Genomic DNA, 14,196 nt, shown 5'->3' on the forward strand with positions numbered 1-14,196 from the left:
TTTGAAAAAAAGTTAAAAAGAAGCCCATAGATTGAGTTTCTAACCCTGATTGGAGCAAGTATCCTTTTTTGATATCAATGTGTCTTTATTAGGATAGACGTAACAAAAAAGATACTGCGGAAAGCAGGAACATGGATTATAAAAAGCCCGAACGATGGGTTACTAATTAAAAAAAATGCGAATTATAAAAATAGTGTTGTGGACGCTTTGGCGCGTTTGGTTTTACATAATGATGGCAATTCCAATTTTGGTAATGTTTCCGTTTTTGGTGATTTCTATCTTAAAAGAAAAATGGTATCCGTACTTTTTTGTGATGGCGAGAATTTGGGCCAAATGCATTTTGTACGGTTCTGGATTTTACTATAAACTTGAAGATATTGCCAATCTTGATGAGAACAAAAGCTATATGTTTGTTGCCAATCACACGTCGATGGCTGATATTATGTTGATGTTGGCGATTGTCAAAAATCCGTTTGTTTTTGTTGGAAAAAAAGAATTGTCTAAAATTCCGTTGTTTGGTTTTTTCTACAAACGCACTTGTATTTTGGTGGACAGAAGCAGTCAAAAAAGCAGAATGGAAGTTTTTAATCGTGCGCAGAAAAGGCTAAATCAAGGTTTGAGTATTTGTATTTTTCCCGAAGGCGGTGTTCCTGCTGACGAATCGGTTGTGTTAGATAGTTTTAAAGATGGTGCTTTTAGGTTGGCAATTGAACACCAGATTCCGATTGTGCCTATTACTTTTCCTGATAACAAAAAGCGTTTTTCGTATACTTTTTTTAGCGGAAGTCCAGGTTTGATGCGTGCCAAAATTCATCCTATTATTGAAACAAAAGGGTTGGATATTGAACACAAAGAAGATGTGAAAAAGTTGAATGAAAAGACACGAATAATTATTTATAATCAGTTGATTGAAGACATAAAAAAAAGCACCAACTAAGGTGCTTTTTCCAATTTTAAACCAAAAAGTAACCTAAATTAATGAACTAAAATTTATAACTTAATCCAGAATACAATCCGATGATATAGGGATTGAAGTCGCCCGAATTTGAATTGAAAGTATTCATTTGGTATTTCAGAATTGAGTCGAGATTGAGATAGAACGATTTATATAAATTATAGTTTATTCCCAAACCAACATTGGTGCTAAAGTTGACTTTATTGACATTATTAGCTTCACCAAGCGCCATATTATATTTTGGTGATGTCAACGAAATAGCATTTCCATCAAGAAAAAGCGTGCTTAAACCGGTGATGACATTTACCTTTATTTTTTTGTCGATAACGGCATACGACAACTCGAATGGAATTTCGTAATAACCAAACTCTTGACGAAGAGTTCCGTTGTTTACGGTATTGGAAGCCAGCGTGAATCCGTCAACAGGATTTGCTCCATTGCTCACAAATTGAAGCGTGTTTTCTTCTGAAACAGCTACCAAACTTTCTACATTTTGAGTATTTTCTAAAAAAGCTACATCGTTGGTGGCATAATCTAAATCTAATTTGTTGATTCCGGCACGGATGGCTAGTTTTTTGGTCAAATTGTATTGCAAGCCAACACCGTAACTCATACTATTTTCGTACGTTTTTGAATTGCTATTAAATTTTGCATCAACAGGAGAATCATTGGAAGTTGAACCAAAAAAGATAGGCGCAATGGCAGAAGTAATTTGCCAACGATTGGTTTCAGTTGGATTTTTTTTCTTTTTATCCTTTTCTTTTTGAGCTAAAATAGCTTCTAATTCATTGGTTTTTGTTTCTTCATTTTTAGTGTCAGTAACTTTTGCAATGACTTCTGGATTAGTAGTTTTTTCAGAATTAAGAATTTCTTTTTCAGATATTTTTATATCGGTTTCATTAGTGTTTTTGACTTTTGAATCTGTTGTAACAATAGCATTCGAATTATTTTTTTCTGAAAGTTGATTTGCTTTTTCTTTGGCGTTATTGGCAACAGCATTGTTTTTTTCATTCAAATTAAGTTCGTTTTTTTCAGAAGAATTTTGACTGTTTTTGCTTTTGTCTTTATTAGAAACTACTGCATTTTCATTAGAATGATTTACAAAAGATGATGGATTTTGTTTTTTATTTTTAATAGATTTTGAAACAGAAGTATTTGAAGCAACTGCTTTATTTTCAGTGTTTTGATCTTTATTCTCGTTTACTAAATTTTTATTTTCACTAGTTGAATTTTGATTTACTTTTGAAATTTCTTGATTTCTTTTTACTTTTTCAGATGCAACAATAGCGTTATTTTCATTGGTTGTTGAATCGTTAGAAATCGTTGTTTTAGTAACAACGTCATTTTTGGAATTTTGTTCTTGAGAATTGGTACTTTGATTACTTTCAGTTTGACTATTTGGAATTTGGAATTTGGAATTTGAGTTTTCAACATATTGATTTCCAATTAAAAAACCAATTACTACGATTGCTGCAACGCCAGAAAGTTTCCACCAAAACGGGATTATTCTTCTTTTTTCTTCTTTTTCTTGAAGTGAAGATTCGATGTTTTTCCAGATTTTTTCATTTGGAGTCGCTTCAAAATTTTTGAATTTTTCCTGAAATAATCGATCTATGTTTTTTGAGTTCTTCATAACGATTTATGAATTATGTTTTGTGCTGTTTTTGCTTCTATTTTTTGTTTTAAAATCATTCGTGCTCGCGACAAGTTTGATTTGGATGTTCCTACTGAAATTTCTAATAAATCGGCAATTTCTTGGTGTGAAAAATCATCAATTGCATAGAGATTAAAAACCAATCGATACCTTTCGGGCAATTCCTGAATGAGATCTAACAGATAATCAATTGAAATACTTTCTTCATTTATTTCGACTTCTACATCTTCAGTTTCAGGAATGTTTTCGGTTATAATTTCGAGATGTTTGGTTTTTCTAAACTTTTGAAGTGCTGTGTTTATCATCAATCTTTTAGCCCAACCTTCAAAAGAACCTTGATTTTTATATTGATTTATAGTTTTAAAAATTTGAATAAAACCATCTTGTAAATTGTCCTCTGCTTCACTATAATTGTTAGAATATTTCAAGCACAAACCAAATAATTTTTTTGCAAACAAAACATAGAGTTGCTCCTGAGCCTTAGACTCATTTTTTTGACAACCTGAAATGATTTGTTCTAAAGTCAAAATTTTTTATTGAATAGTGATTGAATGCGTTAAAAAAGTGCCATCAGGTTGTTCGATTTTAATGATTTGCTCACCAGTTGAGGTTGGTGTAAAATTATAGTTGGAAACGATAGGCATTAAATTTTCTGTACAAACACATCCTACATAGCGAGCAAATACTTTTAAAGTTTTGGTGTTTCCTGAATTGGTTTCAGCAATATATCCAAATTGTCCGCAACCATTTGTAACAGTATATGCAATTTGTATAGAAACATTTTGATTAATCATAGCCGTTGTTGGAACTGCTGCAGCGTCAACTAGTGTGTGAACGAGAGCATTGCAAGGTTGGTTACTACAATTTTTTCTAACAAATTTATACAACAATCCATCAGAAGCAATTCCTGTATCAATTATCATTTCGTTGCCTTCAATTTTTATGTATAAATTTGAAATAAAATTTGAAACAGAAAGTTTATAATAATTTGGTAGTCCGTCATATAAAGGGTCTTGAATAAAAGAATAGGCATACGAACCAGTTTCAAGACCCGTAGCTTGAGCCGTCATACTAGGATTATTGTTGATGACGGTTAAGTTCTGACCAAAGTGATAGGTTATCCAACTTGGGTCAAGATTAATAGTTGGAGCAAATCCGCCCGAAACACTTACCAACGACCAAGAACCTTCAATTGCATTGGTTGGATTTTGATTGATTTCGGTAGTTTCGTTTGTACATGAAACTAAAAGTATAAAAAGTAATAGTGTTTTTAAAAAAGTTTTCATAGTTATAATTTTATGATTTTGAGAGAATTAGTAAAATTATTTTCAAAAGAAAGAAAATAAATTCCTTTTGGAAAAGCATTAAAATTGAGTTCTGTTTTGGTGTTTGACAAATTATTTTTTTCGATTATTTTTTGTCCTAAAGCATTAAAAATGGTTACTGATTTACTATTGTGATTTTCGATAGTCAAAAAATCAGTTACCGGATTTGGATAGGCAAGAAGCGCATCATTTTTTTCAAAATTCTGATTTTGTAGATTTCCGCCAGTAACTGTAAATGTTATGGTCATCGGTTCATATTGCATAGAAGGAACATAATTATTGTTGATATAACAAGTTATGGTATATTCTCCAGCTGCCAATGTTCCGAGATTTATTGTGGAAGAATTGGTGCAGATATAGGTAGCAGCTCCAACATCATAAAAAAAGTTATATTCAAACGAATTACCAAAATTTGAAGTTGTAAAATTGGTCATTTCACAGCTTCCAGAACTCCATAACGCATTAATAGTAAGTTGCACTTGATCATTAATTGTTGGGTTTTCTGGCGCAATTTGCAAGCTCGTTATTGTTGAAGTGTTATCAACTTGCGAAAAAATATTTCCACAAAAGAATACTAGAAATAAAAGGATTTTTGCTTTCATGAATTAAATTTATTAAAATTTATTGAGGATAGCCTAAACAATAATTAGCTTTACGCGTAAATTGACTAGTGTAGTTGGATTGATTAGAAGTTACATTCAAAATAAAATCTGGAGTTTGAATGTATTCGCAAGAGCTTAGTGCATATGGATTTAGTTCAAAATCATGTTTTTCTTGACCGATTATTGCATAATTTCCAACAGGTAAATTTATGTTATAATTTCCATTTGCATCTGTTGTAAAAGAAGTTACAAAAGGTGTAAAAGGAGCATAATTCGCTAGATTTCTAACATAAAAATGTTGGTTAGCTGATGGTTGATAAATTGCTAATCCCTCAAGAAGACTTTCTGGTGGATTGGCTCCTCCAATATATTCGCTATTGTTTTTAATAAATCCATTAACAATCTGATTTTTAGTTTCAGAGGTTGAAGAGCATGCTAAAAAACAAAATGCGATAAGGTATGTTAAGATTAAATTTTTCATAATTGGCAGTTTTAATTTGTTCCACAAAACATTATTCGTTCAAATTTTAGTGCAAATCCGTCAGCAATTTGATTGTTATCAATAGTTAATATATTGTCTGTAATTGTATAACAACTTTCAAAAGCATTTGTAATTGCTAATGGATTGAAACCTTCACCACAACTTGTAGTTGATAAGATAGAGCTATAAGTATAAGTTCCTGTTGGCAAACCATCATATATAGCATCTGTAATTTGATTATCATTTACAATTTTTAAGGTATTATTAGATTCGTCAAAATCCCATCTAATAGAACCAGCTGTAAAATTTTGATTGGCACCTGCAAAACCTCCAGAGACATTAACTAATGTCCACATTCCATTAATTTCAGAGTTTGCTACATCTTTTTTTGAATTATTTTGACCATCATCACTTTGACATCCATTAACGATGATTAAAAAAAATATATAAACCAATATCTTAAATTTTTTCATAATGCTAATTTATTATTTTACAAATTCCGTTAACACAATTTACTTCATTTGGAGGCATTACCACTGCACAATCAGAAATTATTTCGTTTTGAATATTATAATTATATTCCATTTGATTGTATTCTTCAACCATTTCGGTAAGAATGGTTTCATTTACATTGCTAGGATAAGCAATATATTCCCATGGACCGCCACAAGGTTTTGAACCTAGAGCAATATAATTGCAACCAGTAGTACAATTGAAACTAGAAATGTAATTAATAATAGCTTGCTTTTTTATTTTTAATTCATCTGAAGTTACTATTTTAGTTTGGGAAGATATACTATCTCTTGAGCATTGCCAGCTTTGTAGTAAAAATGAAAATAGGATAAAAAATATAATTTTTTTCATGGTATTTGTTTTTTAGGTTATTAAATCTTTTTATTAGATGTAAATAATCTAAAAAGGTTGCGTTAATGCAAAAAAAATCCGCCTTTACGACGGATTTAATTTTTTAAGCATCAGCTAACTCTTTAATATGAGCTTTAATTTTTTGTTCTAACTCATCAGCTAATTCTGGATTGTCTTTTATAAGAAGTTTCACAGCATCACGACCTTGACCTAATTTGGTTTCGCCATAACTGAACCATGAACCTGCTTTTTTGATAATTTCAAATTCTACAGCTAAATCTAAAATTTCACCTGTTTTAGAAACACCTTCACCGTACATAATATCGAATTCGGCTACTTTAAACGGTGGTGCTACTTTATTTTTAACCACTTTTACTTTTGTTCTGTTTCCAATTACGTTTTCACCATCCTTTATTTGAGACGAACGACGAATATCTAAACGAACAGAAGCATAAAACTTCAATGCATTTCCACCTGTTGTAGTTTCAGGATTCCCGAACATGACACCAATTTTTTCTCTCAACTGATTGATAAAGAAAACAGTACAATGCGTTTTGCTAATAGTTCCTGTCAATTTTCTTAAGGCTTGCGACATCAAACGAGCGTGTAATCCCATTTTAGAATCACCCATTTCGCCTTCTATTTCACTTTTTGGTGTTAAGGCAGCAACCGAGTCAATTACTACAATATCAATAGCACCAGAGCGGATTAAGTTTTCGGCGATTTCTAATGCTTGCTCTCCATTATCAGGTTGTGAAATGATTAGATTTTCAATATCTACACCTAATTTTTCTGCATAATTTCTATCAAAAGCATGTTCAGCATCTATAAATGCTGCAATTCCACCTGCTTTTTGAGCTTCGGCAATAGCATGAAGAGTCAAAGTTGTTTTTCCTGATGATTCTGGTCCGTATATTTCAATAATTCGTCCTTTTGGGTAACCATTTACACCAAGAGCTAAGTCCAATCCGAGCGAACCTGACGAAATAGTTTCTACTTCTTCAACGGCTTTGTCGCCCATTTTCATTACGGTTCCTTTTCCGTAAGTTTTATCTAATTTATCAAGTGTAAGTTGTAGTGCTTTTAATTTGGCTTCTTTTTCTGAACTCATCTTTTCCTTCATTTAATTGGTATTAATTTTTGTAAAAATAATTATTTTTTCAATGTAAAATCAGATTCCTTTTTTGAGTTTTGAACAATTGTGTAAGTGGATTTATTAGTTTATTTTAGCCAATAATTTTTTAGCAATGGAAAAGCTTATATCCTATCCAATTTCGGTAATTTATTATTTGTGTTTTGGTTTGTTTTTGGTTGTTTTTCATCCAATTCAATGGATTTGTTTCAATATTTTTGGTTATCAAGCGCATAAAAAAAGTGTAGATTACTTAAATTTTTTTCTTACCAGATGCACAAATCTTCTAGGAACAACTTATACTTTTAAAAATAGAGAATTAATTCCAGAAAATGTTCCCGTAATATTTGTTGCCAATCATCAAAGTTTGTATGATATAGTTGGAATTATTTGGTATTTGCGAAAACATCATGCTAGTTTTGTTAGCAAAAAAGAATTAGGAAAAGGAATTCCGAGTGTTTCTTATAATTTGCGACATGGCGGCTCGATTCTTATTGACAGAAAAGATTCTAAGCAAGCAATTCCATTAATAAAAGGATTATCAGAATATATTGAAAAAAACAATCGTTCAGCAGTAATTTTTCCTGAAGGAACTAGAAGTAAAACCGGGAAACCAAAAGAATTTGCTCAAAGTGGTCTGAAAATTCTGTGTAAATATGCTCCTTCTGCCTATGTTGTACCAATTAGTATTAACAATTCATGGAAAATGGTTAAATTTGGTGCTTTTCCAATGGGTTTAGGAAACAAATTAGAATTTATTATTCACGAACCAATGGCTGTAAAAGATTTTTCATTTGAAGAATTGATGGAAAAAACAGAAAAGGCAGTCGTTCAATCAATAAAATATTAATATGTTTTATTTTAATGTATTTTAAAATTTAACAACAAACCAATACTTATAATGTCAATAAAAAATATCCGTCTAGAAGTAATGCAATTTCTAGAAAATAAAGTAGATTCGTTTATAGACGAATTTTTAATTCCGGTTGAAAAAATCTGGCAACCATCAGACTTAATTCCTGATTCTCAAAGTGAAACTTTTTTTGAAGATGTTAAAGAGTTACAAGAAATAGCCAAAGATTTACCTTATGATTTTTGGGTAGCAATGGTTGGAGACACAATTACCGAAGAAGCATTGCCAACTTACGAATCATGGTTGATGGATGTTGAAGGTGTTGATAATGTAGAGCGAAATGCTTGGGCAAGATGGGTTCGACAATGGACTGGAGAAGAAAACCGTCATGGTGATTTGCTAAACAAATATTTGTATTTGTCGGGCAGAGTAAACATGCGTGAAGTTGAAATAACAACACAACATTTAATAAGTGATGGTTTTGATATTGGGACAGGAAGAGATCCTTACAAAAACTTTGTTTATACTAGTTTTCAAGAACTTGCAACTTATGTTTCGCATAATAGGGTTTCTCAAATAGCTAAAGATTATGGCGATAAAAAATTAGCGAAAGCTTGCAAGCTAATCGCTGGTGACGAAATGCGTCATCATCATGCTTATTCTGAATTTGTAAATCAAATTTTTAAGGTTGATCCATCCGAAATGATGTTGGCTTTTCAACATATGATGAAACTTAAAATTACAATGCCAGCTGTTTTCTTAAGAGAATCTGGAGAAAAAATTGGTACAGCTTTTGAAGAATTTTCTAACTCTGCACAAAAATTAGGTGTTTATACAGCCAATGATTATGTAGATATTTTACAAAAATTAGTTGAAAAATGGCAAATTGATAAAATTTCTGGGCTTACAGATGAAGCTGAAAAAGCTAGAGATTATTTGATGAAATTACCAGGAAGAATGGCTAAAATTTCGGAAAGATTGGTTTTGCCAGAAGAAAATAAAATCTTCAAGTGGGTACAGCCAGCTATTGTTGGGTAATGTATGTTCGAGACTATTATCAATTGGTTTTTACCAAAAAAAGAAAAAGACATTGTTGATACTATGAACAAATTTTTGATTGTTGGACTTGGAAATATAGGTGCAGAATATGTCAACACAAGGCACAATATAGGCTTTAAAGTCTTAGATTATTTTGCCAAAAAAAATTCCATTTCGTTTGAAACAGTAAAGCTTGGTGCAATGGCACAATATCGTTTTAAAGGAAAAACTTTTTTTCTATTGAAACCAAACACATACATGAATCTTAGTGGGAAAGCCGTTCATTATTGGATGACACAAGAGAAAATTCCATTAGAAAATATATTAGTAATTACAGACGATTTGAATCTTTCGTTCGGAACAATAAGAATAAAACCAAAAGGTAGTGATGGCGGTCACAACGGATTGAAGAACATTAATTTGTTATTAAACACTCAAAATTATTGCCGTTTCCGATTTGGAATAAGTGATGAATTCAAAAAAGGGCAACAAGTAAATTATGTCTTAGGTGAATGGGATGAGGTCGAAAAAGAAAAATTACCTGAAAGATTAGAAGTTGCATCTGAAATTATAATTTCATTTGGAACTTCAGGAATTGAAAACACAATGACAACTTTTAATGGAAAATAGTTATGAAGAATTATTCAATTATGCTTGCGAGTCTTTTTTTGTTTTCATGTAATTGTTCTAAACAAATTACGAAGGTAAATCCTCAAAAATTGGTTCTTGAAAGTTCATGTCCAAAAGATGGAGATTGTAAAATTGAAATTCTTGAGAATAAAAAAATGAATGTTTTAGATGATGGAACAGGAAGTTTGTACTATCGATTAGAAGATGATTTGGAGCATAAAGTGATAAAATACACTTATGACAAAAGGGTAAAAGGCGATTTACAAGATGCTAACTACAGAGAAGAGATTGTTTTTGAAATTGAAAATGAAGTTAAAGAAGAAACTATTACAAATGATAACCTTCAAAATGTAAAAATGTTATTTGGTCGATTTTGTTATTGCAAAGGACAAGCAGGAAATTTTAAAGTAAATAAAGGAAATCTAAAAATAACAAAAGAAAAAATAGATTTAGATTTTGAAATAAAAGAAGTTCCACAGATAATAAAAAATATTTCAATTGGATTAAAATAAAAAAGAGTTCGCTAATTGCGAACTCTTTTAGTATATAATTGTTTCAGTGATTATTCAACCACAATTTTCTTAACAATTTTCTTGTCACCATCAGTTATAGAAACTAAGTATATACCTGATTGCGCATTATCTAATTGAATAGTTTGATTAAACAATCCTGAATTAGCATATTGGTCTTCAAATATTTTTCTACCTCTTAAATCTACCACTTCAATATTAACTTTGTTAGATGAATTAGAAGCAAATTGAACAGTAAATTCTCCACTATTTGGATTTGGATATATTGCTAAATTTTGAAAAGAGAATTCTTCATTACCTAGTGGAGTAACAACACTTCTACAAACTTCAAGGGCTATTGAATTAATTGTTCCAGTGTTTCCAGCTATAACATCTTTAAAAGCAAACTGCCAGTTTCCTGCAGGAACATTTACATTAAACGAATTCATGTTTGCACCAGTTGGAGGAATATATGTCCCTGTAGTTGGGCTTGCACATGTTAATGCTGTTCCTTGTGCATCAAAGGTTAGGTTCATATCAGCACTTCCAGTACATTGTTGGTTAAATAAGGTTAATGTTCCACCACCAGCTTTAGAAACAGCCATTACAAGGTTTTGTAAATTAGGATGAGTAGCATTTATACTTACATTTACATCTGTTACAACCCCAGCAGTTGGTACATTTATTGTTTTTACTGTATAAGAGTTTACGCCATCAGGAACGGTAAATGTAGCACCAGTATAATTGTATGTAGTACATACATTTTCAATTGAATAACCAATTAAAAATGAAGAAGTACCAACCGTATAGAACACATTTTCAGTAGGTTCAATCATTATTCTTGCATTTTGACTTGCAGTAATATTGGGTACTGTTATAGCTTCTGAACCGTCATTAGGAGTGTTAAGCGCTAAATCATAAGGGTAAGTTAAACCACCATCCACAGATAATTTAATGTTTACATTCTGAGCTCCTGTTAAGGTATTAGTATTATTCACATTCCATAAAATTGTTTGACTAGATCCTTGAGCCCAAGCAACATTTGAAGAATTTGGATAAGTAATTTGGAAAGGACCAGTTGTAGCATCTACTGTTACTGTACCTGTCGCTCTTTTTGTTTGACCACCATTAACCAACTCGTTATCTCTAACAAGAAGCGAGAATGTCATTGTTCTAGTTACAGATGGAGTTACTTCCCATTGAGGAGCTAAATTTCCAGTTAATACACTACTAAGTGCTGGGAAATATCTTTTTGATGAACTCGAAGGATTTAATGATCTATAGTTTGGACCTGTTGTACTAGTTGCAACTGGTGGTTGTGAAGAACTTTGATTGTTATATTGTTCCCAACAATACGTTAAGGCATCACCATCAGCATCTGTAGCCTCAGCATTTAAAACGAAAGGTGTGCTTTTAGGAATAGTAAAATTACTCAATGCAGTTATAACAGGAGCACTATTACCATTAGGTAAAATAACACCGCAATTTCCTGTGCCATTAACATGATTTATCATTTGCAAAATACTTCTTGCGTGAAAGTAAGCATCAGAATTATTTTGAACATTAGGAGGACAGATTCCTGCATAAGCCATTATAGTGCTACCACTTCCTGGCTCATATGCGCTTGTTGCTGCTACATTACCACTACATGAATTGTTAAAAGTGTGGTCGCAACCCCATTGGTGCCCCATTTCGTGAGCTACATAATCAATGTCGTATGGGTCTCCTACTGGAGCATCAGAACCAGTAATTCCTCTTGCTTTACTAGATGTACAAGGTACATTTTTTTGTGCAAGACCACCACCACCAGTACTAACAGTATGTCCAATATCATAATTTGCAGTACCTATCGTAGCATCAATAACAGTTTGACTTTCATTGATTAAAGAACTTGCATTTGTATTAGAAAAACTGTCAGAAGTTATAAAAATAATATTTTCATTAGTTGGGACTAGAACCATAGTTAACGCCATGTCTTTTTCGTATACACCATTAACTCTAACCATAGTAACATTCATCGCCGCTAAAACTGCTGCTTTCTTTTGAGCTAAAGTTCCACCGCTTAATCCAGCTGCATTAACATGATAAGCTGCATATTCAATAGTACAAGCCATCGCTAAACGGTATGTTTTAAACAAACTATTTTCTGCACGTTGAGCTACTTCATTAGCTTCAATATCACTTGGATTAATATCTTCTTCATTAATATAACCACATTCAAAAACTCTATTTGTAGTTAAATCAGATTTACTGTAAACTATATAATGATTTAAATCTTTTGAATAAGGATCAATATAGGAAGCACTTTTATCTGCTGCAAAAGTCATTGTGTGTAAACCAAAAAGAGTTGTGCTAAAACGAATGCTTGACGTTCTGTCATCAATACCTTGACCTACATAAGCCTGAATTTCAGGGTGTTTAGCAGCCAATTCAGGATGCATTACAGAAGCTTCATATATTCTGAAGTTTTGCAATTCTCCTTCAGCGTTAGGAAAAGCTACAATTACATTAGAAACTTCTCCAGATAATCTTTTAGGAGCAGAAGCTAATACATTTTTTAATTCATTGAAATTTAATGAATAGAGTTGGTATTTAGTTGGGTGAGACTCTCTAGGAAGTTTTTCAAGACCAACTACATCTTTTGAATCCAGTTTTTGCCATAAATTTGATTGACCAAAACTGCTTACAGTTAATAAAACTGTTAGTAAAAATAATAATTTTTTCATTTTTTTAGATAGTTAAATAGACTGTAAAAATAGCATTTATTTTTTATTTTAATAGTTATCAATTATTTATTTAACAATTAATGAAGATTTTAGTTGTTTTTTTTGTATTATTAATCCTTTATAAAATATATTTTTGCCCCAAAATTTAAAGTTTGAAAGTTTTCAATTCTATATCGAGTTATGTTAGTCAAAAACAGTCAATTATTACAATTGGAACTTTTGACGGTGTTCATATTGGACATCAAGAAATTATTGAAAAAATTATTGAAGATGCCAAAAAATCAGATTGTGAAAGTTTAATTTTAACTTTTTTTCCACATCCAAGAATGGTTTTGGCTCATGAATCGGGTGTAAAACTATTGAACACCATAAATGAGAAAATCGAATTACTTGAAAAAATCGGACTTTCTGATTTAATTATTCATCCGTTTGACGAAACATTTTCACAATTATCTGCCGAAGAATTTGTTGTCAAAATTTTAGTTGAAAAATTAAAAATCAAAAAAATAATTCTTGGTCACGACCATCGATTTGGTAAAGATAGAAGCGCTTCGATTGATGATTTAATAATTTTCGGAAAAAAATACAATTTTGAAGTTGAGCAAATATCCGCTCAAGAAATTGACCGAGTCGCCATAAGTTCTACCAAAATAAGAACTGCATTATTAGAAGGAAATATAGTTCTTGCTAATCAATATCTAGGTTATCAATATTTTTTTTCTGGAAAAGTTGTAAAAGGAAAACAATTAGGAAGAACAATTGGCTTTCCAACTGCTAATATTCAAGTAGATGAAGAATATAAACTTATTCCAAAAAACGGTGTTTATATTGTTAAATCTTCTATTGATGAAAAAATCCATTTTGGAATGATGAATATTGGAACTCGTCCAACAGTTGATGGAAAAAATTTAACTATTGAGGTTTATTTTTTTGATTTTGATAAAGATATTTACGACACTTCTGTAACGGTCACAATTTTAGATAGAATTCGTGATGAAAAAAAGTTTGATTCTTTTGAAGATTTAAAAGAACAATTAAAAAAAGATAGAATAAAAGTAATGGAAATTGCTTATAGATAGTTTTGTTGGATTAAACATTTTTATATTTTTTGTTAAAATAGTCACAACTTAACAAATAATAACTAATTTTATTAAAAATGAGTTAATATTTAATCAAAAAGTACTTTATATGAAATTATCTAAAGAATTTGAAAATGGAGGATTACTATTTTTAGGTATAGGAATACTTTTTATAGTATTGGAATTATTAGGTTTATCTACTCTTTATTATTTAAGAGGATTAAATTTTTTAATCGTAGTTTATTTCTTAAATAGGCAGATTAAATATAATATCTCGGTCCAAAAGAAAGGGTTTTATCAGAATTTTTTTTCTTGTTGTATTACAGGTTTTATAGGTATTTCACTTGG

15 protein-coding genes and 1 pseudogene are annotated in these 14,196 nt (G+C 31.0%); 7 read left to right on the top strand and 9 right to left on the bottom strand.

What is annotated here, in order from left to right; translation table 11 throughout:
• Window positions 1–175: 175 nt before the first annotated feature.
• A complete protein-coding gene (locus tag O9267_RS07810; RefSeq protein WP_298177868.1) occupies window positions 176–937 on the top strand; it encodes a lysophospholipid acyltransferase family protein in 762 nt (253 codons plus the stop codon).
• A 46-nt stretch (window positions 938–983) separates the two neighbouring features.
• Here the strand turns inward: O9267_RS07810 and O9267_RS07815 are convergent, their stop codons facing one another.
• From O9267_RS07815 to recA, 8 genes are all read right to left on the bottom strand, one after another.
• Window positions 984–2,588, bottom strand: a complete 1,605-nt coding sequence (locus tag O9267_RS07815) for a hypothetical protein (protein WP_298177869.1) — start codon at window positions 2,586–2,588, stop codon at window positions 984–986.
• Window positions 2,585–3,136, bottom strand: a complete 552-nt coding sequence (locus O9267_RS07820) for a sigma-70 family RNA polymerase sigma factor (RefSeq protein WP_298177872.1) — start codon at window positions 3,134–3,136, stop codon at window positions 2,585–2,587. The genes O9267_RS07815 and O9267_RS07820 overlap by 4 nt, the downstream gene beginning before the upstream one ends.
• A gap of 6 nt (window positions 3,137–3,142) precedes the next feature.
• Window positions 3,143–3,895 carry a hypothetical protein gene (locus tag O9267_RS07825; protein WP_298177874.1) on the bottom strand — a complete coding sequence of 251 codons (753 nt, stop codon included), beginning with the start codon at window positions 3,893–3,895 and terminating at the stop codon, window positions 3,143–3,145.
• A 2-nt stretch (window positions 3,896–3,897) separates the two neighbouring features.
• On the bottom strand, window positions 3,898–4,536 hold the full coding sequence (locus O9267_RS07830; protein ID WP_298177876.1) for a T9SS type A sorting domain-containing protein: 639 nt from the start codon (window positions 4,534–4,536) through the stop codon (window positions 3,898–3,900).
• 19 nt (window positions 4,537–4,555) lie between these two features.
• Entirely contained in the window at window positions 4,556–5,017 is a 462-nt protein-coding gene (locus O9267_RS07835; RefSeq protein ID WP_298177878.1) for a carboxypeptidase-like regulatory domain-containing protein, read from the bottom strand.
• A gap of 11 nt (window positions 5,018–5,028) precedes the next feature.
• Window positions 5,029–5,490: a hypothetical protein gene (locus O9267_RS07840; protein ID WP_298177880.1), complete on the bottom strand. Its 462-nt coding sequence runs from the start codon at window positions 5,488–5,490 to the stop codon at window positions 5,029–5,031.
• A gap of 4 nt (window positions 5,491–5,494) precedes the next feature.
• On the bottom strand, window positions 5,495–5,881 hold the full coding sequence (locus tag O9267_RS07845) for a hypothetical protein (protein WP_298177882.1): 387 nt from the start codon (window positions 5,879–5,881) through the stop codon (window positions 5,495–5,497).
• A gap of 103 nt (window positions 5,882–5,984) precedes the next feature.
• A complete protein-coding gene (gene recA, locus O9267_RS07850) occupies window positions 5,985–6,992 on the bottom strand; it encodes a recombinase RecA (protein ID WP_298177901.1) in 1,008 nt (335 codons plus the stop codon).
• A gap of 136 nt (window positions 6,993–7,128) precedes the next feature.
• On the opposite strand from recA, the gene O9267_RS07855 reads away from it, so the two are divergent.
• From O9267_RS07855 to O9267_RS07870, 4 genes are read left to right on the top strand one after another with little or no spacing between them, the layout of a single operon-like run.
• The gene (locus O9267_RS07855; protein ID WP_298177884.1) at window positions 7,129–7,863 is read left to right on the top strand and encodes a lysophospholipid acyltransferase family protein; all 735 of its coding nucleotides are present in this window, start codon (window positions 7,129–7,131) and stop codon (window positions 7,861–7,863) included.
• A gap of 51 nt (window positions 7,864–7,914) precedes the next feature.
• Window positions 7,915–8,904, top strand: coding sequence for an acyl-ACP desaturase (locus tag O9267_RS07860; protein WP_298177886.1), 990 nt, complete (start codon window positions 7,915–7,917; stop codon window positions 8,902–8,904).
• 3 nt (window positions 8,905–8,907) lie between these two features.
• Window positions 8,908–9,534: an aminoacyl-tRNA hydrolase gene (gene pth / locus O9267_RS07865; protein ID WP_298177888.1), complete on the top strand. Its 627-nt coding sequence runs from the start codon at window positions 8,908–8,910 to the stop codon at window positions 9,532–9,534.
• 2 nt (window positions 9,535–9,536) lie between these two features.
• A complete protein-coding gene (locus tag O9267_RS07870; protein WP_298177890.1) occupies window positions 9,537–10,046 on the top strand; it encodes a hypothetical protein in 510 nt (169 codons plus the stop codon).
• A gap of 50 nt (window positions 10,047–10,096) precedes the next feature.
• Here O9267_RS07870 and O9267_RS07875 read toward each other — a convergent pair whose 3' ends face one another.
• On the bottom strand, window positions 10,097–12,769 hold the full coding sequence (locus tag O9267_RS07875) for a reprolysin-like metallopeptidase (RefSeq protein WP_298177892.1): 2,673 nt from the start codon (window positions 12,767–12,769) through the stop codon (window positions 10,097–10,099).
• 152 nt (window positions 12,770–12,921) lie between these two features.
• Between O9267_RS07875 and O9267_RS07880 the strand changes: the two genes are divergently transcribed.
• Window positions 12,922–13,848: a bifunctional riboflavin kinase/FAD synthetase gene (locus tag O9267_RS07880; protein WP_298177894.1), complete on the top strand. Its 927-nt coding sequence runs from the start codon at window positions 12,922–12,924 to the stop codon at window positions 13,846–13,848.
• A 109-nt stretch (window positions 13,849–13,957) separates the two neighbouring features.
• Window positions 13,958–14,196: pseudogene (locus O9267_RS07885) on the top strand (hypothetical protein); the annotation flags it as partial.

It is taken from the genome of Flavobacterium sp. (genome assembly GCF_027531705.1).
Taxonomy (GTDB): Bacteria; Bacteroidota; Bacteroidia; order Flavobacteriales; family Flavobacteriaceae; genus Flavobacterium.

Coding starts and splice junctions, on each gene's coding strand:
- O9267_RS07830 (WP_298177876.1), bottom strand. CDS start 4,536: ATGAAAGCAAAAATCCTTTTATTTCTAGTATTCTTTTGTGGAAATATT.
- O9267_RS07835 (WP_298177878.1), bottom strand. CDS start 5,017: ATGAAAAATTTAATCTTAACATACCTTATCGCATTTTGTTTTTTAGCA.
- O9267_RS07815 (WP_298177869.1), bottom strand. CDS start 2,588: ATGAAGAACTCAAAAAACATAGATCGATTATTTCAGGAAAAATTCAAA.
- O9267_RS07860 (WP_298177886.1), top strand. CDS start 7,915: ATGTCAATAAAAAATATCCGTCTAGAAGTAATGCAATTTCTAGAAAAT.
- O9267_RS07810 (WP_298177868.1), top strand. CDS start 176: ATGCGAATTATAAAAATAGTGTTGTGGACGCTTTGGCGCGTTTGGTTT.
- pth (WP_298177888.1), top strand. CDS start 8,908: ATGTTCGAGACTATTATCAATTGGTTTTTACCAAAAAAAGAAAAAGAC.
- O9267_RS07870 (WP_298177890.1), top strand. CDS start 9,537: ATGAAGAATTATTCAATTATGCTTGCGAGTCTTTTTTTGTTTTCATGT.
- O9267_RS07840 (WP_298177880.1), bottom strand. CDS start 5,490: ATGAAAAAATTTAAGATATTGGTTTATATATTTTTTTTAATCATCGTT.
- O9267_RS07855 (WP_298177884.1), top strand. CDS start 7,129: ATGGAAAAGCTTATATCCTATCCAATTTCGGTAATTTATTATTTGTGT.
- O9267_RS07875 (WP_298177892.1), bottom strand. CDS start 12,769: ATGAAAAAATTATTATTTTTACTAACAGTTTTATTAACTGTAAGCAGT.
- O9267_RS07825 (WP_298177874.1), bottom strand. CDS start 3,895: ATGAAAACTTTTTTAAAAACACTATTACTTTTTATACTTTTAGTTTCA.
- recA (WP_298177901.1), bottom strand. CDS start 6,992: ATGAGTTCAGAAAAAGAAGCCAAATTAAAAGCACTACAACTTACACTT.
- O9267_RS07845 (WP_298177882.1), bottom strand. CDS start 5,881: ATGAAAAAAATTATATTTTTTATCCTATTTTCATTTTTACTACAAAGC.